General features: G+C 36.4%; 22 protein-coding genes. 19 read left to right on the top strand and 3 right to left on the bottom strand.

What is annotated here, in order from left to right:
• The first annotated feature begins 1 nt into the window (after position 1).
• The 3 genes from HF990_RS02350 to HF990_RS02340 are packed head-to-tail and all read left to right on the top strand — an operon-like array spanning position 2 to position 2434.
• Positions 2 to 952 carry a branched-chain amino acid ABC transporter permease gene (locus HF990_RS02350; protein WP_168411917.1) on the top strand — a complete coding sequence of 317 codons (951 nt, stop codon included), beginning with the start codon at positions 2 to 4 and terminating at the stop codon, positions 950 to 952.
• Positions 952 to 1725: an ABC transporter ATP-binding protein gene (locus tag HF990_RS02345; RefSeq protein ID WP_016837115.1), complete on the top strand. Its 774-nt coding sequence runs from the start codon at positions 952 to 954 to the stop codon at positions 1723 to 1725. The genes HF990_RS02350 and HF990_RS02345 overlap by 1 nt, the downstream gene beginning before the upstream one ends.
• Complete coding sequence (locus HF990_RS02340) at positions 1718 to 2434, top strand: ABC transporter ATP-binding protein (protein WP_016837116.1); 717 nt, start codon at positions 1718 to 1720, stop codon at positions 2432 to 2434. Before HF990_RS02345 ends, HF990_RS02340 begins: the two co-directional genes overlap by 8 nt.
• Positions 2435 to 2482: 48 nt before the next feature.
• On the opposite strand, the gene HF990_RS02335 is transcribed toward HF990_RS02340, so the two are convergent.
• Complete coding sequence (locus tag HF990_RS02335; protein WP_016837117.1) at positions 2483 to 3574, bottom strand: M24 family metallopeptidase; 1092 nt, start codon at positions 3572 to 3574, stop codon at positions 2483 to 2485.
• A 137-nt stretch (positions 3575 to 3711) separates the two neighbouring features.
• Here HF990_RS02335 and HF990_RS02330 point away from each other — a divergent pair, with 137 nt between their 5' ends.
• Together HF990_RS02330 and HF990_RS02325 are read left to right on the top strand one after the other, a co-directional pair.
• Complete coding sequence (locus tag HF990_RS02330; RefSeq protein ID WP_016837118.1) at positions 3712 to 4392, top strand: metal-dependent hydrolase; 681 nt, start codon at positions 3712 to 3714, stop codon at positions 4390 to 4392.
• Positions 4393 to 4571: 179 nt separating this feature from the next.
• A complete protein-coding gene (locus HF990_RS02325) occupies positions 4572 to 5879 on the top strand; it encodes a DRTGG domain-containing protein (RefSeq protein WP_168411916.1) in 1308 nt (435 codons plus the stop codon).
• Positions 5880 to 5930: 51 nt separating this feature from the next.
• Here the strand turns inward: HF990_RS02325 and HF990_RS02320 are convergent, their stop codons facing one another.
• Positions 5931 to 6239, bottom strand: coding sequence for a YtpI family protein (locus tag HF990_RS02320; protein ID WP_016837120.1), 309 nt, complete (start codon positions 6237 to 6239; stop codon positions 5931 to 5933).
• A 99-nt stretch (positions 6240 to 6338) separates the two neighbouring features.
• On the opposite strand from HF990_RS02320, the gene HF990_RS02315 reads away from it, so the two are divergent.
• From HF990_RS02315 to HF990_RS02280, 8 genes are all read left to right on the top strand, one after another.
• Positions 6339 to 7283: a DHH family phosphoesterase gene (locus tag HF990_RS02315; RefSeq protein ID WP_016837121.1), complete on the top strand. Its 945-nt coding sequence runs from the start codon at positions 6339 to 6341 to the stop codon at positions 7281 to 7283.
• An 18-nt stretch (positions 7284 to 7301) separates the two neighbouring features.
• Positions 7302 to 10376, top strand: coding sequence for a DNA polymerase III subunit alpha (dnaE, locus tag HF990_RS02310; protein WP_168411915.1), 3075 nt, complete (start codon positions 7302 to 7304; stop codon positions 10374 to 10376).
• A 195-nt stretch (positions 10377 to 10571) separates the two neighbouring features.
• Positions 10572 to 11219 carry a FadR/GntR family transcriptional regulator gene (locus HF990_RS02305; RefSeq protein WP_016837123.1) on the top strand — a complete coding sequence of 216 codons (648 nt, stop codon included), beginning with the start codon at positions 10572 to 10574 and terminating at the stop codon, positions 11217 to 11219.
• A 20-nt stretch (positions 11220 to 11239) separates the two neighbouring features.
• Entirely contained in the window at positions 11240 to 12112 is an 873-nt protein-coding gene (gene accD / locus HF990_RS02300; RefSeq protein ID WP_016837124.1) for an acetyl-CoA carboxylase, carboxyltransferase subunit beta, read from the top strand.
• Positions 12105 to 13070 carry an acetyl-CoA carboxylase carboxyl transferase subunit alpha gene (accA, locus tag HF990_RS02295; protein WP_016837125.1) on the top strand — a complete coding sequence of 322 codons (966 nt, stop codon included), beginning with the start codon at positions 12105 to 12107 and terminating at the stop codon, positions 13068 to 13070. Before accD ends, accA begins: the two co-directional genes overlap by 8 nt.
• A 182-nt stretch (positions 13071 to 13252) precedes the next feature.
• The gene (gene pfkA / locus HF990_RS02290) at positions 13253 to 14212 is read left to right on the top strand and encodes a 6-phosphofructokinase (RefSeq protein WP_168411914.1); all 960 of its coding nucleotides are present in this window, start codon (positions 13253 to 13255) and stop codon (positions 14210 to 14212) included.
• A 23-nt stretch (positions 14213 to 14235) separates the two neighbouring features.
• A complete protein-coding gene (gene pyk, locus HF990_RS02285) occupies positions 14236 to 15996 on the top strand; it encodes a pyruvate kinase (protein WP_016837127.1) in 1761 nt (586 codons plus the stop codon).
• Positions 15997 to 16140: 144 nt separating this feature from the next.
• Positions 16141 to 16530, top strand: a complete 390-nt coding sequence (locus HF990_RS02280) for an FxsA family protein (protein WP_016837128.1) — start codon at positions 16141 to 16143, stop codon at positions 16528 to 16530.
• Here the strand turns inward: HF990_RS02280 and HF990_RS02275 are convergent.
• Positions 16517 to 17494, bottom strand: a complete 978-nt coding sequence (locus tag HF990_RS02275) for an AI-2E family transporter (RefSeq protein WP_409373607.1) — start codon at positions 17492 to 17494, stop codon at positions 16517 to 16519. The genes HF990_RS02280 and HF990_RS02275 overlap by 14 nt on opposite strands.
• 259 nt (positions 17495 to 17753) lie before the next feature.
• Here HF990_RS02275 and citZ point away from each other — a divergent pair, with 259 nt between their 5' ends.
• From citZ to pnpS, 6 genes are all read left to right on the top strand, one after another.
• Positions 17754 to 18869 (top strand): citrate synthase, encoded by a 1116-nt coding sequence (citZ, locus tag HF990_RS02270; protein WP_016837130.1) that lies wholly within the window; start codon positions 17754 to 17756, stop codon positions 18867 to 18869.
• Between the two features lie 107 nt (positions 18870 to 18976).
• Positions 18977 to 20242 carry an NADP-dependent isocitrate dehydrogenase gene (gene icd, locus HF990_RS02265; protein WP_016837131.1) on the top strand — a complete coding sequence of 422 codons (1266 nt, stop codon included), beginning with the start codon at positions 18977 to 18979 and terminating at the stop codon, positions 20240 to 20242.
• 146 nt (positions 20243 to 20388) lie between these two features.
• Positions 20389 to 21327 carry a malate dehydrogenase gene (gene mdh, locus HF990_RS02260; RefSeq protein ID WP_168411913.1) on the top strand — a complete coding sequence of 313 codons (939 nt, stop codon included), beginning with the start codon at positions 20389 to 20391 and terminating at the stop codon, positions 21325 to 21327.
• 82 nt (positions 21328 to 21409) lie between these two features.
• Positions 21410 to 21847 (top strand): MaoC/PaaZ C-terminal domain-containing protein, encoded by a 438-nt coding sequence (locus tag HF990_RS02255; protein WP_096551495.1) that lies wholly within the window; start codon positions 21410 to 21412, stop codon positions 21845 to 21847.
• 57 nt (positions 21848 to 21904) lie between these two features.
• A complete protein-coding gene (locus HF990_RS02250) occupies positions 21905 to 22615 on the top strand; it encodes a response regulator transcription factor (RefSeq protein WP_168411912.1) in 711 nt (236 codons plus the stop codon).
• The gene (gene pnpS, locus HF990_RS02245) at positions 22612 to 24063 is read left to right on the top strand and encodes a two-component system histidine kinase PnpS (RefSeq protein ID WP_168411911.1); all 1452 of its coding nucleotides are present in this window, start codon (positions 22612 to 22614) and stop codon (positions 24061 to 24063) included. Before HF990_RS02250 ends, pnpS begins: the two co-directional genes overlap by 4 nt.
• Positions 24064 to 24313 lie beyond the last annotated feature (250 nt).

Raw genomic sequence — 24313 nt, 5'->3', positions numbered from 1 at the left:
AATGTTAGGAGAACTATTAAATCCATATTATTTACAAGTTTTATGTTTCATATTAATTAACATAATGTTAGCCCTTAGTATATATGTTCCGTTATCAAGTGGGCAGTTATCTTTAGGAAGTGCAGGATTTATGGGAATTGGTGCATACACATCCGCCCTTCTAACGATTCATTATGAACTTCCACTTTATGTAACAATCTTAGTGGGTGCCCTCTTAGCAGGTGTAATTGGTATTATCGTTGGAATCCCATCATTAAGATTAACGGGTGTATATTTGGCAATTGCAACATTAGGATTTGGAGAGGTTATTCGTGTTCTCTTTGTCAATTGGGAAAGCTTGACGAAAGGCTCAGTTGGTTTAACTGGTATTCCTCAGTTGGGGAGGGAATTGCTAAAGTTTGCAAAAAGTATCGGAATAGAACCTAGTGCTCTAGGTTTGAAAAATAATCAATTTGTTTATTTATCCCTTGTCATCGTTTTATTAATAATCGTTTTATTCATTTTATGGTTTGTCATTCGTCAACAAAATTCAAGAATTGGACGAGCTTATTCTTCCATACAAATGGACGAAAAAGCGGCGGAGTCAATGGGAATCAATATCACGTACTATAAAGTATTAGCATTTGCACAAGGAGCTTTTATCGCAGGACTTGCTGGTGCACTATTTGCACATACAATTGGTTATATTTCTCCATCTGATTTTTCATATCATCGCGCAGTAGAAATTTTGATATTTACAGTCTTTGGCGGCAGCGAAGTAATAATTGGTTCCGTTTTTGGAGCAACCATTTTAACATTATTGCCTGAAGTATTACGTTTTGTAAGTGACTATCGGTATATATTTTATGGAATTATGCTCGTGATTTTAATGGCTGTTCGCCCTCAAGGAATATTAGATCTTTATTTGTTTTATCGATTAAAAGGAAAACGTATTAAAAGGGGGACTAGCTAATGGTCCTTGAAGTGAAAAACATTACAAAACGTTTTGGCGGGATTACCGCATTAAAAAATATCTCTTTTACAATTCAACAAGGGGAAATTTATGGATTAATTGGTCCAAATGGTGCTGGTAAAACGACGATGTTTAATTGCATTACAAATATTGTTGAACCGACAGAAGGTGAAATTTTTTTTAATGGAGAAAAAATTACAAAACTAAAGCCATATAAAATAACCGAAAAAGGCATTTGTAGAACTTATCAAAATATTCGACTGTTTCCGCAAATGACAGCATTACAAAATGTAATGGTCGGTGGGCATTCAAGAATTTCAGCGGGAGTCTTCAGAAGCGTAATTCGAACGAAATCTCAAAAGCAAGAAGAGAAATTATTAAAAGAAAAAAGTGAAGAATTATTAGAATTAGTTGGACTTGGTCAATTGAAAGACCAATTTGCAGAGAATTTAGCATATGGTCAACAAAGAAGATTGGAGATTGCTAGAGCATTAGCAAGCAATCCGACTTTATTGCTGCTCGATGAACCGGCAGCAGGTATGAACGAAACGGAAACGGATAATTTATTTGATTTAATTAAAAAAATACAATCTATGGGAATTACAGTACTCATTATTGAGCATGATATGTCGCTTGTCATGAGGTTGTGTGATCGAATTACCGTTCTGAATTTTGGTGAGAAATTGGCAGAAGGGACACCGGATGAAATTCAAAATAATGAAGCGGTGATTGAAGCCTACCTCGGTAAAGAGGAGGAAGAGACAATTGCTTAAGTTAACAAATATTGAAACGTATTATGGACAAATTCAAGCATTAAAAGGAATACATTTAGAAGTGGAAGAAGGAAAAATTGTAACACTTCTTGGAGCTAATGGCGCTGGTAAATCAACGACGATGCGAACAATTGCCGGCCTTATAAAACCAAAAAGGGGAACGGTAGAATTTTTAGGACAAAATGTAACGGGAATGCGTCCACACCAACTTTTGAGGAAAGGTATCTCCCTCGTTCCAGAAGGTCGTGCAATTCTATCCACCATGACCGTTTTAGAAAATCTTGAAATGGGCGCTTATCATCGTAAAGATCATGATGTGAAAAAAGATATACAAAATGTAATGAAACGATTCCCGATTTTGGAGGAGCGCCAATCACAGCTGGCTGGTACGTTATCTGGCGGCCAACAACAAATGCTTGCAATTGCACGTGCATTGCTTGCAAAACCGAAGCTATTATTATTAGACGAGCCTTCTATGGGGTTAGCTCCTCTAATTGTTGCGGAAATATTTAATATAATTAAAGAAATCAAAGAAGATGGAACGACGGTGCTGCTTGTGGAACAAAACGCAAAACAAGCATTGAAAATCGCTGATTATGGATATGTAATGGAGACAGGAAAAATAATTATTGAAGGACCTGCGGATGATTTACTCAAGGATGAGCGAATTGTCGAAGCATATTTAGGAAAGAAAAAAACGACCGTCTAAAATAAAAGAGCTTCCCAATGTCTAATAGACGTTGAGAAGCTCTTTCAATTATTGGATAATGATTAATTCTTTTGGATATTTCGTTAGGACTTCAACACCATTTTCCGTTACGACAACATCATCTTCTATACGAACTCCAGCCACATCGGATTTGTAAATGCCAGGTTCAATTGTAAATACCATGCCTGGTTTTAATTTCATTTCATTTGTTCCAGTAATTGATGGGAATTCGTGTACTGAAATGCCAAGACCATGGCCTAATCGGTGAGTATAATATTCACCATATCCTGCATCAGAAATTATATCCCGGGAAATTTTATCTAAATCCATGCAGCGAATTCCAGGTTTCACTGATTTGATGGATTCTTCGTTTGATTTTTTTACTGTTTCATAAATCTTTCTTTGTTCTTCGTTAATTCCCCCGAATGCAACGGTGCGAGTGATATCGGAACAGTATCCTTCGTAAATTACCCCTAAATCAAACAACACAAAGTCGCCTTTTTGAATGGTGCGATTTCCTGGAGTACCGTGTGGAGATGCAGCTTTTGGACCAGATAATACAGTCGTTTCGAAGGACATGGAATAACCTTTTTCCTTAATAGCACTTTCAATAATGTGAACAATTTCTAGTTCAGTAATACCTTCCTTGATGGCCTTTACACCGACATCAATTGCATAATCGGCTAATTCAGCGGCTTTTCTTAATTTATCCAGTTCTTCTTTATCTTTAATTACCCGAAGCTCGTTTATTTGATTATCAATTGGAACAAAACGAGCATTAGGGAAGAAGGCTTGTAGAGCTTCAAATCGTTCAACTGTTAAATGCCCTTTTTCAATAGCAATTGTTGAAATATGTTTCGTACGAGAATGTATTTCGTTAGCTAATATATTCCATGGTTGATCGGTATCACTATGACCAACAATATCAAATGACCAACCCGAAGATTTCACATCAGAGATTTCCATTTTCGGACATATGATGAATGGGTCTGCATTTTGAAAAATCGAAATACCTAGTAATCTTTCGTGGGGATTACTTTTAAACCCTGAAAAATAAAATACATTATCTGGATTTGTAACGAAGGCTATATCAATTTCCTGCTCCTTTAAGTAAGATTGGATATTTATCATTTTGCTCATTAGACGTTCCTCCAAGTTTGGTTTATATATTACATAAAAGGAAATATAACAGTATTAGTATAGCAAAAAGAAGGAAAAAAGAAGGTTTTGTAGAAATATAAATGATGAAATTTTATTTATTTAAAGGGGGAAACATAATGGAAATTTCTTACCATGGTCATTCCGTCGTAAAAATTAAAACAAATGGCACAACGATTTTAATTGACCCGTTTATTACAGGAAACCCTTTAACTGATTTAAAAGTTGAGGAAGAAAAGCCAGATGTGATTTTATTGACACACGGTCATAATGACCATGTTGGAGATACGATAGCGCTGGCGAAAGCGAACAATTCGCAAGTAGTGGCGCTAAATGAGTTGGCAGTATATTTACAAAAACAAGGTGTCAATGCCCATCCAATGGGAGTTGGAGGAGCTTATGAATTTCCATTTGGTAAAGTAAAATATACGCTTGCTTTCCACGGTTCTACTTATGAAACTGAAACAGAAGTTGTTAATGCAGGAAACCCTGGTGGAATCTTGTTCTACGCGGAAGGTTTAACAATTTATCATGCAGGCGATACAGCGTTATTTGGTGATATGAAATTAATTGGTGACCGAAATGAAATTGATGTTGCCTTTTTACCGATTGGTGATAACTTTACAATGGGCCCTGAAGATGCGGCATATGCAGTGGAATTATTAAGACCTAAAACGGTTGTACCAATTCATTACAATACGTTCCCACTCATCAAACAAGATCCGAATGACTTTGCGAAGTTGGTGAAAAATAGTAAAGTTCAAATTTTAGAAGCAGGGCAAAAAGTAGAATTGCCTTAAACTTATAAAACATAAAATCAAAAAGTTTTTTAAATGAATAGCAATAGAGAAAGTGAGTTATGGAGATTTTGTCGATTATTGTAAAATATCCATGACTACTTTCTCGATTTTTTTCTATACATAATTGAAAATATGTTACACTATGGGAGGAGAAAGTACGATGAAAATAGGTGATATCGATGTCCACAAAACATGAAAAAATATTGCAATATATCGAGTCACTTCCTATTGGCGAAAAAATATCTGTCCGACAAATTGCAAAAGAAATGCAAGTAAGCGAAGGTACGGCATATCGAGCAATTAAAGAGGCAGAAAATCGAAGTTTGGTGAGTTCCATTGAACGCGTAGGAACGATTCGAATTGAAAAGAAAAAGAAGGAGAATATTGAACGTCTAACTTTCGCGGAAATCGTCAATATCGTAGATGGACAAGTGCTCGGTGGAAAAGCTGGGTTGCATAAAACGTTGAATAAATTTGTCATCGGTGCAATGCAATTAGAAGATATGATGCGCTATACCGACCCTGGAAGTCTTTTAATTGTTGGTAACCGTTTTAAAGCTCATCACAACGCTTTAAAAACTGGTGCAGCAGTATTAATTACAGGTGGATTTGATACGACAGAAGAAAATAAAAGACTCGCGGATGAACTGGAGTTGCCAATCATCTCATCTAGTTATGATACATTTACAGTAGCAACGATGATTAACCGTGCCATTTATGACCAACTCATTAAAAAAGATATTTTGCTAATAGAAGATATTTATGTACGTTTGGAAGATACAGCAAAATTAAATGTCGGACAATCGGTTGCTGATTTTCATGCATTAAATGCCCACACAACGCACGGAGCATTCCCGGTTGTTTCAAAAAATAATAAATTAGTGGGGATTGTCACTGCTAAAGACGTGATTGGGAAAGATGAAAATGAATTAATTGATAAGGTAATGACAAAACAACCGATTTCCGTGTCAATGAAAACAAGTGTTGCTTCAGCAGGCCACCGAATGGTTTGGGAAGGGATTGATTTACTTCCTGTCGTGGATGATGATGGATATTTACAAGGTGTAATCAGCCGTCAAGATGTATTAAAGGCATTGCAAACGTCCCAACATCAACCGCAACATGGTGAAACGATTGATGACATCGTAAAAAGTGAAATGAAAGTACTTGGTGAGGAAGAAGTAATAGTTGAATTTACAGTAACGCCTCAAATGACAAACCAGTATGGTGCGATATCTTATGGTGCCTTTACAACATTGTTGACGGAAGTTGGATTAATTGCACTAAAAAGACGAAAACGTGGAGATGCGGTAGTAGAAAACATTGCAACCCATTATATTAAACCAATTCAAATGGATAATGTGTTAAAAGTTGTTCCACATATATTAGATATGAGTAGAAAATTCGTAAAAATGGATTTTGATGTTTATCACGAAGAAGCGCTTGTTGGAAAAGCGATGGCTACTTTCCAGCTGTTAGATCGTTAGTAAATGAAAAAGGTTGTCCAAAAGAAATTGGACAACTTTTTCATAAATCGATTATTGCTTATTTAATTCATATTCTTGTTGAACAAATTTTCCTTCATGTTTTGCACGTTTATAACTGTGATAAGATTCCATTAGTCCGACAACAACGAAAACAACACCAACTATATTACCTAATAATGTATCTTGAATAATAAAGGTATTTAAACCAAAAAATATAACGAAAAGACCTAAAGCAACACCGGCTTTCGCTTTATACCATTTTTTTTGTATCGGCAATGAAGTACGAAATTGTTTCGTTTTATAGTAAAAATAGGCGGCAAATGAAACGATGATGAAAGTTACAAATAACGCATTTAACATTTTCAGAACCTCCTAAACAAACTAAAATTATTGTAACGATTTTTTTATAAAAATGCTAATATATTAAAAAATTTTTCAATAACTTTGGAGGGTACCAATTTGAAGCGACGAATTATTGATACTATTGAACAATATGATACAGTTATTATTCATCGACATATCCGTCCGGATCCTGATGCATACGGTTCACAATTCGGTTTAAAAACATTAATTAAAGATAATTATCCCAATAAAAAAGTGTATGCAGTTGGTACGCATGATGAATTATTATCCTACTTGGCTCATCCTGATGAAGTTTCCGATGAAGAATATAAAGGGGCTCTTGTCATCGTAACGGATACTGCAAATACTGAGAGAATTGATGATGATCGATATTCTAATGGAAATTTTCTCGTAAAAATCGATCACCATCCCAACGATGATGCATACGGAGATTTAGTATGGGTTGATACGGAATCCAGTTCCTGTAGCGAATTAATCTACGAATTGTATGAAGAAGGTCGAGAATACAAAGGATGGAAAATGTCTGAAGAATGTGCGAAATTTCTTTTTGCAGGCATTGTGGGAGATACAGGGAGATTTTTATATCCTAGCACAACTACTAAAACCTTTGAAGTTGCAGGGCAATTAGTTAATTATCAGTTCAATCGCAACGAAATCTTTAATGGCATGTATGAAATGGATCCAAACCTATTAAAATTGCAAGGATATGTATATCAAAACTTTACTATGGACGAAAATGGCGCTGCATATATTAAACTACCAAAAGAACTACTTGAAGAATACAAAGTCACTACTTCCGAAACTTCTTCTTTAGTAGGGTCACTAAGTAATATTAAAGGTGTTCGGGCATGGGCGTTCTTTGTTGAAGAACCTCATGAGATTCGAGTGCGACTGCGTTCAAAAGGTCCAATTGTCAATGAACTCGCCAAAAAATACCATGGAGGTGGACATCCTCTAGCTTCTGGCGCAACTGCTTATTCATGGGAAGAAGTAGACCAAGTAATTGCAGATTTAAAACAACTTTGTAAAGAATATCAATAAATACAGGAGGGATGCAGATTGTCCATTTATCCACAAGTACGAACAAGTGCAGATTTATTAAAGAGTACGATTCGTATGGAAGAACTCATCCCTTTTTTAATTGAACAAAAGGCAGAAGCTTGTGCAATCGTCAATACAAAATTGTACGGGCTTTTGCCTTTTTACCATGGATTAAAAAATGCAGGTATTCATCCGGTTATAGGTCTTACTGCTCGAGTGCAGTTTGATCACATCGTTCTTCCCCTTCTAATATACGCACAAAACAACGATGGATATAAAAACCTACTGAAGATATCTAGCAGCATTGCCATTAGAGATGATGAGTTATTGCCAATTCAGTGGCTAAAAGGATACTCTAACGGTATTGCCGTCGTAATTCCAATTATAAGTGATGATGCCAAATGGGTAGAGCATCCCTCTTCCATCGAACTGTTGCAAAAGTTATTCAAAGGGCGAATATGGTTAGGTATTTCAAGGCTTGAAGGAGAAAAGTCTCCTTTTGAAAATGAAGTCATTCACCTGAGTGAAAAATTGCAAATTCCTATCATGGCGATTCATGAATGTCTATATTTAAATCGAGAAGATGCCTTTAGTTATAGAGTTGCAAGAAGTATTGAAATGGGCGTTAAATTAAGCGAACAAGTACAAATCAATGAAAATTACAAACGACATTATACTCCTACTAAACATGATTGGCTCCACTGGTTTAATGACCGTGAAGAGTGGCTGCAAGAGAGCAGAAATATGCTTTTGAGTTGCCAAGTAGACATCGCTCAAAAAGGCCATATACTGCCAAAATTTCCTTTACAACAAGGACAAAGTGCGGAACAAGTATTGAGAATGTTAGCGTTGAAGGGATTAAAAGAGCGGTTAAAAACGAATGCACCAAATGAAATCTATATCCATCGATTAAATCATGAGTTAGAAATTATTTGTTCCATGGGTTTTGCTGATTATTTCTTAATTGTTGCAGATTTTATGAATTTTGCTCGCGGGCAGCAAATTTTAACTGGACCAGGGAGAGGCTCCTCAGCTGGTTCACTTGTGGCTTATTGCTTATACATTACCCAAGTCGACCCGATTCGTTACGGATTATTATTTGAGCGATTTTTAAATCCTGAGCGAGTAACGATGCCTGATATCGATATTGACTTTGTCGATACGAGAAGACAGGAAGTAATTCAGTATGTGGCAAAAAAATATGGGGAGAAGCATGTAGCGCAAATTATCACCTTTGGCAGTCTATCGGCAAAGGCTGTCGCTAGGGATGTAGCGAGAATGTTCAACTTTGAATCTGACACCCTTGAAATGATTTCTCGTCTCATTCCAAATAAATTAGGGATTACATTAAAAGAAGCATACCATACAAGTGAACCTTTAAGAAGATGGATTGAAGAGGAGTCTATTCGAAAACGTTGGTTTGAAACGGCGTTAAAATTAGAGGGATTACCTAGAAATGCTTCCACTCACGCAGCCGGTGTCGTGTTAAGTCCAGTTCCTTTAGTTGAGGTCGTTCCGATTGAAAAGGGACATGATGGGATTTTTATTACACAATGGCCTATGCAAGAAGTGGAGCAAGTAGGTCTATTAAAAATGGACTTTTTAGGTTTACGAAACTTAACAATGATTGAGCAAATTCAAAAAATGATTTACTATGCTCGAAATGAGAAAATTGATTTAAATGAAATCCCATTGGATGATCATAAAACCTTTGAATTGTTGCAAAAAGGAGATACAGCAGGCATATTCCAGCTGGAGTCGGAGGGAATGAAGAGTGCTTTGAGGGAAATTGTACCTACACAATTTTCCGATATTGTTGCAGTAAATGCTCTGTATAGACCTGGACCAATGCAGTTTATTCCGATTTATGCAGCCAGGAAAAAAGGGGTACAGTCCGTTGAGATGCCACACCCTGATTTAGAGCCAATTTTAAAAGAAACGTATGGCATCATAGTATATCAAGAACAGATTATGCAAATTGCCAACATTCTAGCAGGATTCTCACTAGGACAGGCTGATTTATTGAGAAGAGCGGTAAGCAAGAAAAAACGTGAGGTATTGGAAGAGCAAAGGATAGCCTTTGTCAACGGCGCAATCCATAAAGGATATAGCAAAGAGGTGGCAGAATCGGTATATCAACAAATTGTGCGATTTGCAGATTACGGTTTTGCGAAAAGCCACGCGGTTGCATATAGCATGATTTCTTATCAGATGGCCTATTTGAAAGCAAATTATCCAGCGGAATTTTATGCTGTCATGATGACCTTTGCCACAGGAAATCAAGAAAAATTATTCTCGTTAATAATGGAGGCGAGAAGCAAAGGTATATCGATACTACGGCCTTCCCTTCATCAAAGCAATCGGGTATTTTCAGTTGAAAATGGAAATATTCGCTACAGCTTATCAGCAATCAAGGGCGTTTCTCAAACGTTTTTACAAAAATTAATTTCTGCTCGAAAAGAACAAGGTAATTTTCATGATATATTCGATTTGGCTGTTTCCTTAAGCGGTAACTATTTCGCCCGTAAATGGATAGAGCCATTGATTAAAGCAGGTGCGTTAGACGATTTTGGAAAGGATCGAGCGACGCTTCTTGCAACGATTGAAGCAGCAGAAAAACATGCAAAAATAGTTCGGCCGACAGAGGAAGAAGATTTATTTACTTCACAAACCTCGCTATTTGGAAAACCGAAATATATGGAAGCAGCGCCGATTCCAAATAAAATGAAACTGGAATTCGAGAAGGAAGTCATAGGATTTTATTTATCGGAACATCCGGTTACAAACATCCGCCACAAACTACATGTGAATACAAATAGTTTTCTGTTGAATGGTCTTCCGCAAAACGCCTTAGTAAAACTTGTAGGAATAGTAGAGTCCATTCGTCAAATACGCACAAAAAAAGGTGAACTGATGGCGTTTGTTCAAATTCAAGATGAATATGGATCGGTTTCAGCAACTCTGTTTCCGAAACAATATAATGAATGCCTAGGATGGATAAAAGAAGAGGTGCTAATCTATTTAGAAGGTAATGTAGAATATCGCTACAACCAGCCTCAAATAAAAGTGAAAATGATAAGAAATGTTCAATAGCGAGATATTTTTGTTTGAATTTACAAAAACTGTGCGATTTTGCACAGTTTTTTCTTTACAAAGTAGAAAACATTTTGTAAACTGTACAAAAGTGGTCTGACCACTTTATGTGAGGATTTAAATGATAATGTTGGGGATTACTGTATTTTAGTAAACGATCGGTATAAGGGGTTGTTAAAACGTTTTGAGGTGAACATGGACACGAAACAAGAAAATAAAAAAGTCTTTTTAGAAATTGTTAGTAAATTAAAAGACATTATTATCGCTGATAAACTTCAACCTGGTGATAAGCTCCCCTCGGAAAGAGTTTTATCAGAAAAGTTAGGCGTTGGTAGATCTTCGGTAAGAGAAGCGTTACGAAGTTTAGAATTGCTAGGAATTATTGAGACCCGCCATGGCGGTGGTACTTTTTTAGCTTCCTCTCAACAATATCGATTAGTTGAATTACTAGCTACTTTTATATTGCAAGAAAATCAATCAATACGCGATGTTCATAAAACACGGGAAATTCATGAAAGAGAAGCGATACGAATTATTTGTTCCGATAAACGATTAAGACAACTTCCTGTTTGGGAAAGTTTATTTTTAAAAATTGAATTGGAAACAGAAGTAATTCGAGATCATATTTTACGTGAACTTCTCATTGCATCAGAAAATCGTTTAGCTCTTAGAATATGGATTCAACTTGTGGCTTATAGTGCCAATGCGTTAAAAAAAATGACGACGGAAGAAGAAAAGCCAATATTACAAAGGCTATTAAAATCTTTGCAGCTTGGTTATGAAAAAGAAGCTCTTGAGGCATATACTGAATGGTTAGATTTTTTAAAATCGCATGAAGAATAAATATAGTAGGGGGAAAAATCGTGGCAATAAAAAGTTTGCTAAATTTAAATCGGAAAAAAACAAAAGGGGTTATTGTAAACTCTAAAAATGAAAGCTCATTTCCAGCAGATTTAATGACGAAATGCCCATCATGCCGAAAAATCTTTTTAACAAAAGAAATTGAAACGAATTTAAAAGTTTGTCCAAATTGCGACCATCATTTTAAAATGACTGCTTGGGAACGGATCGACTCCTTTTTAGATGTTGAATCATTTACGCCGTTTGATGAACACTTACGCACGACAAACCCTCTTAACTTCCCATCATATATAGAAAAAGTAGAAGCGGATATGAAGAAAACAGGATTATCCGAAGCGGTTTTAACAGGAAGCGGGACGTTAAAAGGGGAAGAGGTCGTTGTTGCTGTGATGGACTCTCATTTCCGCATGGGATCAATGGGATCTGTTGTTGGCGAAAAAATTACCCGTGCAATCGAAAAAGCTACGGAAATGCAAGTGCCATTCATTATCTTTACTGCGAGCGGCGGTGCACGAATGCAAGAGGGAGTTATTTCCTTAATGCAAATGGCCAAAACGAGCGTTGCTTTAAAACGTCACAGTGACGAAGGTTTGCTTTTCTTATCCATCATGACTGATCCAACTACTGGTGGAGTATCGGCAAGCTTCGCCTCACTAGGAGATCTCAATATTGCTGAGCCAAAAGCGCTTATTGGGTTTGCTGGGAGAAGGGTAATCGAGCAAACGGTGCGTGAGAAGTTGCCTGATGACTTCCAAACAGCAGAGTTCTTACTTGCACATGGTCAATTAGATGCTATTTTCCATCGAAAAGAGATGCGCGATAAAGTGGCAACAATCGTGAAATTGCACCGCAAAGGAGGAGTAACTCATGTCTAAACCGATGTCATTTGAAGAACCTATTATTAAACTGAAAGAAAAAATTGATGAGTTAAGGGAACTGGCAAAAAATGCGGATGTAGATATGTCCGATGAAATTAAAACATTGGAAGAACGATTGCGCCAATTGGAAATTAAAATTTATTCGAACATGGAACCGTGGAATCGTGTACAAGTAGCGCGAAACCCAGAACGTCCAACAACCCTCGATTATATAAAAGAAATTTTTACAGATTTTATTGAACTCCATGGTGATCGCTATTATGCTGATGATGAAGCGATTGTTGGGGGAATTGCCTTTTTTGATGGCCAGCCGATTACTGTAATCGGTCATCAACGTGGTAAAGCAACAAAGGAAAATATTCGACGAAATTTCGGGATGCCCCATCCGGAAGGTTATCGAAAAGCGTTGCGTTTAATGAAGCAGGCGGAGAAATTCAGACGCCCAATTATTTGTTTTATTGATACAAAGGGCGCTTATCCAGGAAAAGCTGCAGAAGAGCGTGGACAAAGTGAGGCAATCGCCAAAAATCTGTTTGAAATGGCTGGTTTAAAAGTGCCTGTTATTAGTGTAGTAATTGGAGAAGGTGGTAGCGGCGGTGCATTGGCATTAGGAGTAACGAACCGCATCTATATGTTGGAAAATTCCACATACTCCGTTATTTCTCCAGAAGGTGCTGCTTCAATTTTATGGAAGGATGCTAGTCTTGCAAAACAAGCAGCAGAGGCAATGAAAATTACAGCTCAAGATTTAAAAGAAATGGGAATTATTGATGATATCATTCCTGAAGTTCCAGGAGGAGCACATCGTGACCCAGTATCACAAGCGAAAATCTTAAAGGAATATTTGAAAAAAGGGCTTGATCAATTAACTGCATTGTCGGAAGAGCAAATTATTCAAGATCGCTACGATAAATTCCGGAAAATGGGAGATTTTATTGAAGAAATTGTTCAATAAAATTACTAGACTTTCCACCCTTCTAATGACAAAATCCAATAGTGAGGATTTTGTCATTTTCCATTTTACATGAACAGTTTTATTATCGATGATAAATAATGGAATACATGAAAGTTTCTAGTTTCAATAGAAATTTTTTATGTTATTGTTTACATTATGAGCATTTGAATGGAGGGAGTAGGGTGAAAAGAATAGGTGTTTTAACGAGCGGCGGTGACTCACCTGGCATGAATGCAGCAATTCGTGCAGTTGTTCGAAAAGCCAATTATCATGGGGTTGAAGTCTTTGGAATATACCATGGATACGAAGGCTTTATAAAAGGTAAAATGGAGTTATTAGATTTAGGATCTGTAGGTGGGATTATTCAACGAGGAGGAACGAAGCTGTTTTCATCCCGTTGCCCAGAATTTAAAGAAAAGAAATATCAACTGCAAGGTATTGAAAAAATGAAAGAAGCTGGAATTGAAGGCTTAGTAGTAATTGGAGGCGACGGTTCTTTCCGTGGAGCTTATGAGCTAACGAAATTAGGATTAGCATGTATTGGTGTTCCTGCAACGATTGATAATGATATTGCTGGTACAGAATTTACGATTGGTTTTGATACGGCACTCAATACAGTTGTCAGTGCAATTGATAAAATTCGTGATACTGCAACAAGTCATGAAAATACCTTTATTATAGAAGTGATGGGTAGAGATGCAGGTGACATTGCTTTATGGTCGGGACTTGCAGCCGGTGCAGAATCTGTTATTATACCAGAGGAGCCGTATGATTTAGATGATATTATTACGCGTATGAAGCGTGGAGAAGCGCGAAATAAAAAACATAGCATCATTATCGTTGCAGAAGGAGTTATGCCAGCCTCAAAACTTGCAAACATGCTAAAAGAAAAAGCTGGAATCGAAACGAGGATTACCGTGTTAGGGCATATTCAACGGGGAGGATCACCGTCAGCATTTGACCGGGTATTGGCTAGTCGTCTAGGTGCTCGAGCAGTCGAATTATTGTTGGAAGGGAAAACTAGTCGTGCAGTTGGTATAAAAAATCATCAAGTTTACGATTATGATTTACGGGAGATTTTTACAGCAAAACATAAAGCAGATACTAGTCTATATACTTTATCAAAAGAACTTTCAATTTAATCTAGAAAATGGAGAGAATGTATATGAGAAAAACAAAAATTGTATGTACTATAGGACCCGCAAGCGAATCTCCAGAAGTTCTTGAAGAACTTATTAAAGCCGGAATGAATGTTGCGAGACTTAACTTTTCGCATGGTACACATGAAGAACATGCTATGCGTATCGCAACAATCCGAGATGTAGCTAATCGATTAAATAAAATTGTCGGAATTTTGCTTGATACAAAAGGTCCAGAAATTCGAACACATTCAATGAAAAACGGGGAAGTTCACTTAAAAACAGGACAAGTCATCGATATTTCAATGACAGAAGTTCTTGGAGACGAAACATGTTTTTCCGTTACGTATGACAAATTAATTTATGATGTAAATCAAAACGATACAATATTGTTGGATGACGGATTAATTGCATTGCGCGTATTAGCGAAAGATTACGATAAAGGATTAATTCATACGATTGTTGAAAATGCCGGAGTGCTGAAAGATAAAAAAGGTGTGAACGTCCCTGGAGTTTCAATAAAACTACCTGGCATTACAGAGAAAGATGCGAAAGATATATTATTTGGAATTGAACAAGGAGTCGATTTTATCGCTGCTTCCTTCGTGCGAACAGCAAAAGATGTGCTGGAAATACGCGAATTGCTTGAACAAAATGGTGGCGGACACATTCAAATCATTCCTAAAATTGAAAACCGAGAAGGCGTAGATAACATTGATGAAATTATTGAAGTTTCTGATGGATTAATGGTTGCTCGCGGAGATTTAGGAGTGGAAATTCCTGCTGAAGAAGTGCCGCTCGTTCAAAAAGCATTAATTAAAAAGTGCAATCAAGTAGGAAAACCTGTCATCACGGCTACACAAATGTTAGACTCTATGCAGCGAAATCCGCGTCCGACTCGTGCGGAAGCAAGCGACGTGGCAAATGCAATCATTGATGGAACAGATGCCATTATGCTTTCAGGAGAAACAGCTGCTGGTCAGTATCCAGTTGAATCTGTGAAAACGATGAACAGAATTGCAGTATTTACAGAAAACTCGCTGGATTATCGTTCGATAGTACAAACAAGAAGTCGTGAAAAAGAGACAACCATGACCGAAGCCATTTCCCAAGCAGTTTCATACACTTCAATTAACTTAGGTGTTAAAGCGGTGCTTGCACCAACTGCGAGCGGAGTTACAGCAAAATTGATTGCTAAATACCGTCCAGGTGTGCCGATTATCGCCATTACAGATTCTCCTTCAACTGCTCAAAAATTGACGCTTGTGTGGGGCGTTAATCCGATTGTCACACATAAAGTAACGACAACGGATGAAATTTTAGAATTAGCTGTGGATGAAGCGTTGAAATATGGTTATGTAAATCACGGTGATATTGTTGTGATTACTGCGGGAGTGCCGGTAGGAGAATCAGGAACAACGAACTTAATGAAAGTCCATGTGATAGGTGATTTATTAGCTCGTGGACAAGGAATTGGTAAACAATCTGTCGTTGGAAAAGCGATCGTTGTGAAAAATGCTGAAGAAGCACAAGCTTATGATACGGAAGGTTGTATCCTTGTAACGGTTGGAACCGATCGGGAAATGATGTCGGTAATTGAAAAATGTGCGGGCATTATTACTGAAGAAGGTGGCTTAACAAGCCATGCCGCTGTCGTTGGTCTAAGCTTAGGCATCCCTGTCATTGTTGGTGTGAAAGAAGCAACATCAATCATTCGACATGGACAAGAGATTACAATGGATGCTGAAACTGGTGTTATCTATAAAGGTCACGCAAGCGTATTGTAAGCATTAGCATAATTGGGCTGTCTAAAAAGTAGAAAACTTTTTAACAGCCCAATTTATTGTTACGATATTATTGTAATTGAAACTTTTAGCCTAGCAATTTCGTATATATGGTAGTCAAAAAATTACTCTAATGGAGGGTATTATTTGAAAAAGTTATTTTCCATATGTATTGCGTTTGTTCTTATAGAGATTGCAATTTTCATTGTCGTCGGTAATTGGTTAGGCATCTTAAGTACATTGTTATTAATTGTATTAGCAAGTTTATTTGGAGCGATGTTAACAAAAAAGCAAGGATTGGAATCCGTACAAAATATTCAGAATAGCATTCGACGGGGAGAACCCCCAGGACAAGCGGTGATCGATGCATTTCTCGTATTTTTAGGAGGAGTATTATTTTTATTACCAGGATTTCTCACGGATATAATTGCTTTTACTTTGGTTCTTCCATGGACAAGACGTCTCTATAAACCGATGATCTTAGAATGGATTCGTAAAAAAATGAAAAACAGTGAGATGATTATTATCCAGCGATAGATTTTTGTTTGACTTTCACAGCTATCAATAATATAAATGGACTCAGCAATATACCATAAACCCCAAACAACAATATAGAGGCAGCGCTGATTAAAAATGTGTGGACTGTTCGCAATTGGAAAGTGGATGCCCATAATAATGATTCAGTTAGCTGCCTTGTTATTTGTATAAATACATAAAGCAAAACCAATGCTAAACTTACGAACTTATCTCCAATTGCAAAAAAGTATATGGCGATAGGAATGAGAAATAACCCAATTCCGAAAAATGGCAATACATCTGCAAAAGAGATTAGAAAGGCTTTGTTTATTGGATTTTCAAATTTTAGTAATGCCAGTCCAATACTAAGAAGGAAAAAGGTAATAATGAACAACTGAAATTCTACATATAAGAAATAGCTAAATAAGTTCATCGCCTTGGAGAAATATTGTTTCCATTCTTTACGATATGGTTTAGGCACATAGATAAAAAACCAGTATCGATTTCTTCTTGATTCAAACAAGGCAAAGAAGAAAGCCACTAGAAAAATAAAGAGCTCAAAAATGTATTGAAAAAAGTCTTGCAAATAACTAGCCAAACTCATAATAGCAGTATCGATATACGATAAAGACTCATTAAATATGTTTTCTAATACCACTAAATATTCGGAATCAAATAATTGAAGATTATCTACTTGTATTTTTATTTCTGGATAAATGGCAATAATACTTTGAATGGTGATATAAAAGAAGGAATAAATTGATAGGAAGATTAATAAAGATATAATGATGGCACTTATGATATATGGTAGTTTCAGTCGCTGATGGCAAAAGTGAATAATTGGATATAACATATATGCAAAAAATATTGCTAATGAAATGGGTAATACGAGCCAAAGGAAAATAAAATATAAAATCAGCACGAGCAACTGAATTACATTTTTATTCGAATAGGTTGAAAATTTATTCAATTGCAAATTTATCACCCCTAGTCCAAGTAATTATAATCTCGTTAACGTGGAATTATTCTCGTTTAAGTGGTGATTTTATTAAAAATACGATTTTTTCTTTATTTTTGAAAAATTATTCACAAAGCCGTCAAAATTTATTATAATTAACCATGTAAGCGATTTAATAATAGGTTCATTATGAGCGAAACGATCGTAAGTGTCATAGAAGAAAAAGAAAGCACTTACAATAAGTACTTACATTTTTTTAAAATTTAAAGAGAGGGAGCGATTTTATATGACAGCAACACGCGGTTTAGAGGGTATTATTGCAGCTGAATCAAAAATCAGTTCAATAATCGACGATACACTTACATATGTAGGTTATAGTATCGATGATTTGGCTGAAAATGCTACTTTCGAAGAAGTAATCTATCTATTATGGCACCAACGTCTTCCAAATAAAGAAGAATTAGCAGAACTTAAAAAACAATTAGCTGAAAATGCTGAAATTCCTCAACAAATTATCGATGTATTTAAATCAATGCCTCTAGATAAAGTTCATCCAATGGCTGCATTACGTACAGCGGTTTCTTTATTAAGTGCGTATGATGAAGAAGCTGACGTAATGAGTGATGAAGCGAACTATCGCAAAGCAATTCGTCTTCAAGCAAAAATTTCGACAATTGTAACAGCATTTGCTCGTGTACGTAAAGGTTTAGAACCTGTTGCTCCAAAACCTGAATTAGGATATGCAGCAAACTTCTTATATATGTTACATGGTAAAGATCCTGAGCCAATTGAAGTAGAAGCATTTGATAAAGCATTAATTCTGCATGCGGACCACGAATTAAATGCTTCAACATTTACTGCGCGCGTATGTGTCGCTACACTTTCTGACGTTTACTCTGGTATTACTGCTGCAATCGGAGCATTAAAAGGGCCGCTTCACGGTGGAGCTAACGAACAAGTAATGAAAATGTTAACTGAAATTGGTTCAATCGAAAACGTAGAACCTTACATTATGAACAAATTAAATAACAAAGAAAAAATCATGGGATTCGGTCACCGCGTATATCGCAAAGGAGACCCACGTGCTAAACATTTACGTGTAATGAGTGAAAAATTAACAGCATTAAGAGGAAAACCAGAATTATACGAAATGTCTGTGAAAATTCATGACATCGTAGTTGGACAAAAAGGTCTTCCAGCAAATGTTGACTTCTTCTCTGCATCAGTGTATGACTCACTAGACATTGAGCATGACCTATTCACACCAATCTTTGCAGTATCTCGTACATCTGGATGGCTTGCTCACATTCTTGAACAATATGCAAATAACCGCTTAATTCGTCCTCGTGCTGAATATGTTGGACCACAACGTCAACAATACGTTCCAATCGATGAAAGATAATTTTTTATTCTAATCTAATAAGAAAATTTTTAGAAAATATGCTAAAATACACTAGGACTGTGTTAAACGACACAGTCCTAGACTCATGAATATAGGAGGCAACATACATGACTAACGGTAAAATTACAGTAGAAAACGGTAAATTAGTAGTACCTAACAACCCTGTTATTCCTTTCATTGAAGGAGATGGTACTGGACCAGATATTTGGGCAGCAGCTCAACGTGTATTTGATGCAGCTGTTGAAAAAGCATACAATGGCGAAAGAAAAATCCAATGGTTGGAAGTTCTTGCTGGTGAGAAAGCATTCAATCAAACTGGTGAGTGGTTACCACAAGAAACTTTAGATAAAATTAGCGAATACTTAATTGCAATCAAAGGTCCTCTTACAACTCCTGTAGGCGGAGGAATTCGTTCATTAAACGTAGCATTACGTCAACAACTTGACTTATATGTGTGCTTACGTCCTGTTCGTTACTTCGAAGGTGTTCCATCTCCTGTAAAACATCCTGAACATGTTGATATGGTAATCTTCCGTGAAAACACAGAAGATATTTATGCTGGTATTGAATACGAAGCTCAATCAGAGAATGCAAAAAAATTAATTAGCATCTTACAAGAAGAATTTGGCGTAAATAAAATCCGCTTCCCTGAAAGTTCTGCAATTGGTATTAAGCCAATCTCTATCGAAGGTACTGAGCGCCTAGTTCGTGCTGCTATTGAATACGCTATTCGCGAAGGACGCAAATCAGTAACTTTAGTTCATAAAGGTAACATCATGAAATTCACTGAAGGCGGCTTCAAAAAATGGGGTTATGAATTAGCTGAACGTGAATTCGGTGATAAAGTATTCACTTGGGATCAATACGATCGCATTAAAGCTGAAAAAGGCGTTGAAGCTGCAAACGAAGCTCAAGCTGAAGCAGAAGCAGCTGGTAAAATTATCGTAAAAGATACAATTGCTGACATCTTCTTACAACAAGTATTAACTCGTCCGAAAGAGTTCGATGTAGTAGCTACAATGAACTTAAATGGTGACTACATTTCTGACGCATTAGCTGCACAAGTTGGTGGTATCGGTATCGCTCCAGGTGCAAACATCAACTATGTAACTGGTCACGCAATTTTTGAAGCTACTCACGGAACTGCTCCAAAATACGCTGGATTAGACAAAGTGAACCCTTCATCTGTAATTCTTTCTGGTGTGTTAATGTTTGAACACCTTGGTTGGAAAGAAGCAGCAGATTTAATTATCAAATCAATTGAAAAAACTATTGCTTCAAAAGTAGTTACTTATGACTTTGCACGTCTAATGGATGGTGCGACAGAAGTTAAATGCTCTGAATTCGCAGATGAATTAATTAAAAACCTTTAATTTGATAAGTTTCTAGAAGGAATAATATATCTTTTGTAGAATTGTATATTTAGGCTTACCGAGTAATCGGATTGAATTGGGCCGTCTCAACTAACAGATTGAGACGACCCTTTTTATTTATTATTTTTGTGAAAGAGGTGTAATCCATGACTTTAAAAAGAAAAAAGATTTCTGTGATTGGAGCAGGATTTACTGGTGCTACGACAGCTTTTTTATTGGCACAAAAAGAATTGGGAGATGTTGTATTAGTCGATATTCCCGAAGTAGAAAATCCAACAAAAGGAAAGGCGTTGGATATGTGGGAAGCAGCACCGATTCAAGGTTTTGACTCTTATGTTATCGGGACATCAAATTACGAGAAAACAGCTAATTCAGATTTAGTCATCATCACTGCAGGCGTAGCACGAAAACCTGGAATGAGCCGTGATGATTTAGTACAAATCAATCAAAAAGTCGTAAAATCGGTAACAAAAGAAATCATGAAGTATTCTTCAGATCCAACAATTATTGTATTAACGAACCCAGTTGACGCTATGACGTATGTAGCATATAAAGAATCCGGTCTTCCGAAAAATAAAGTTATGGGACAATCTGGCATATTAGATACAGCACGATTCCGTGCTTTTGTGGCAGAGGAATTAAATGTATCTGTAAAAGATGTCACTGGTTTTGTTTTAGGAGGACATGGAGATACAATGGTGCCGCTCACTCGTTATTCTTACGTAGGTGGAATCCCTATTGAAACGTTGATTTCAAAACAACGACTTGAAGAAATTGTTCAACGAACTCGAGTGGGTGGAGGAGAAATTGTCAACTTATTAGGAAATGGTTCGGCATATTATGCCCCTTCAGCTGCATTAGTGGAAATGGCAGAAGCGATTATAAAAGATCAGCGTCGTATATTGCCAACAATTGCTTATTTAGAAGGGGAATATGGTTTTGAAGATATTTATTTAGGCGTACCAACTTTGATTGGAGCTAATGGTGTGGAGAAAATTTTCGAGTTAGAATTAACGGAAGAAGAGAAAGAAGCATTACAAAAATCCGCTGAATCTGTAAGAAATGTTATGAAAGCCTTATCTTAATTTGTGTCCTTTTATTGTGGCTATTTTCTGAAAAAACTGATACTATGTTACTAAAGTAACCAATTAGGGGGAATTTTTCGATTTGCTAAACGGGGCAAGAACCAAGATTGGCAAGAAAATTGATGAAATTGCTGTTGGTGAAAGGATTCACTTAGTTGAAACAATTGAAGATAAAGACTTGCTTATATATTTAGGGTTAACAAATGATAATAATCCATTATATATTCAGCATGAATATGCAAAAGATACATTTTTTAAAAAGCCAATTGTCCCAACGATTATGTTGAATGGAATCGTGACAAGTGCCATTTCTAAGCATTTACCCGGTCCAGGTTCGCATATTCGCGAGCAAAATATTATATACTTAGAACCGGTATATCATTATGAAACAATCGAATTTCTGCTAGAAGTCCAGCACATTGACTACGAAAATAATATTGTAAGTATTCAAGTAGATGCAATGAATAAAAGTCACCAACAAGTCTTACATGGCATATTAAAAGTTTTACCTCCAATATAAACAAATTACTGATTTGAAATGGGGGTTTCAAATCACAGGCAATATGGAGGATTAATCATGTCAACAAATCAAACAATTTTAGTTGTAGAAGATGAAGTATCGATTGCTACATTGCTAAAGTATAATTTAGAACGCATCGGGTATGAAGTGTTGCTCGCTCACGATGGCAAAGAAGGGCTTGATATGGCCCTTGAGCACTTGCCGGATTTAATTCTATTAGATTTAATGTTGCCGACGATGGACGGGATGGAAGTTTGTAAAGAATTAAGGAGTCAAAAGAAAAATATCCCCATCATCATGTTAACGGCTCGTGATGATGAATTTGATAAAGTATTGGGACTTGAATTAGGTGCTGACGACTATATGACAAAACCTTTTAGTCCTAGAGAAGTAATTGCTAGGGTCAAAGCTGTGTTGCGCCGTTTCAATTCAAGTTTTCAAGAAGAAAAGAAAGAAAAAAAATATTATCATTTTGGAAAATTAGAAGTTTATCCAGAACGTTATGAAGCTTTTCTAGACAATCAACCACTTGAATTTACACCTAAAGAATTTGAGTTGCTTGTATACTTAGTGGAAAATAAAAATCGTGTATTGACTAGAGATCAATTGTTGAGTGCCGTTTGGAACTATGATTTTGCGGGTGATACACGTATTGTCGATGTTCATATAAGTCATTTGCGGGATAAAATAGAAGAAAATAGCCGGAAACCGAAGTTTATCAAAACGGTGCGAGGTATCGGTTATAAATTTGAGGAGCCTAAACAATGAAATCTCAAAGCAATCGATTGTTTTTCATCTTTATTATGCTAACGGGTTCAATTATAGCTGTCCTTGGTATTGTACTAGGTCAGCTATTTCCTTTCTATATGGAAAGTTATTTTATGAAAAACGATATTCCATTTACAGAGGAACAAATTGAACAGATTAAGTATCAGCTAGCCTTTATTTTAGCGATCTTATTAACGTTTGCATTTTTATTAATCGCCTACATCGCAAATCGATTAATTAAAGAATTGCTTGTCCCCATTGAAAATGTGACTGAAACAGCACGAGAATTGATTAAAGGGAATTATCGCGCAAGAACTTATGCCAGTGGACCAGCGACAATCATTGAATTGCGAAATTCCATTAATATTTTAGCGCGAAATCTTCAAGAAATTGAAAAAATGAGAGAAATAGAAGATGAGCGCTTGAAGACGTTAATTGAAAACATGGGTAGCGCACTTATCATGATTGATAGGGAAGGGACAGTATCCATTGTTAATGGACACTTTTTGGAAGAATTTAATTTATCATTAAATGAAGTAAAGGGAAAAAACTTTTTAACTCTCGGTCTTCCTAGGGAATTGGAGAAATTTATAGACCATGTATTTTTAACGGAACTTCCTTTTCGACAACAAATCGAGATTGAAATGAATAACGAAAAAATTTATGAACAAGTTTATGGGGCACCTGTTGTAGGTGATCACGGTCGCTGGTTAGGAATTGTCATCGTTATGCATGATATTACTGAGCTGATTCGTTTAGAACAGATTCGAAAAGACTTTGTGGCGAATGTTTCTCATGAACTTAGAACGCCGATTACATCGATTAAAGGTTTTTCTGAAACTTTGTTGGATGGTGCTTTTAAAGATGAAAAAATGCTGCTATCCTTTTTAGAAATTATTTATCAAGAAAGTAATCGACTTCAAATGTTAATACAAGACTTATTAGATTTATCGAAAATTGAACAACATGGCTATACAGTAAAATTAGTCCCAACAAGTTTAAAAAATGTGTTAATACGTGCCGTCGAAGTAACAAGCCCGAAAATGGATCATAAAAATATGGAGTTTGATATTGATATTAAACGAGATGTGATGGTGCTGGGGGACGAAAACCGCTTAATTCAAATCTTTACAAACCTCATTGCAAACAGTATTACCTATTCCCCAAATCATACGGTCATAACATTGCGCATGAAAGAAAATGAACATTATGGAATTGTGGAAGTGGAAGATCAAGGAATTGGAATTGAGAAAAGTGAAATTCCACGCATTTTTGAGCGTTTTTATCGCGTTGATAAAGCACGAAGCAGAAATTCAGGGGGCACTGGATTAGGGCTTGCAATTGTAAAACATTTAGTAGAAGCCCATCGAGGGAAAATAGAAGTAGAAAGCACTGTTGGCAAAGGAACTTGTATGCGGGTGATGATTCCTATTTATCGAGAAATTTAACATTCTCTTTACAATTTTGTTATGAAACCTTCATACTCTACGTTTATTGTACTAAATGAAACCCCCTTTTTAAATTTAGTAATTTGTCTAATAAAAGAGCCGTCCGTTGTAGGCGGCTTTTTATTTTAGTGCGCCTGGCATGGGTGTAATCTATAGGGTGTAAGTCCCGAACTGTGAAGGCAGAAGTAACAGTTAGCTTAACGCAAGGGTGTCCGTGGTGACGCGGAATCTGAAGGAAGCGAGCGGCAAA

The organism is Ureibacillus thermosphaericus (assembly GCF_012396605.1).
GTDB classification, from domain to species: Bacteria; Bacillota; Bacilli; order Bacillales_A; family Planococcaceae; genus Ureibacillus; species Ureibacillus thermosphaericus.
Note: the sequence above shows the minus strand (reverse complement) of the source record. Positions and strands in the feature narration are given on the sequence as shown.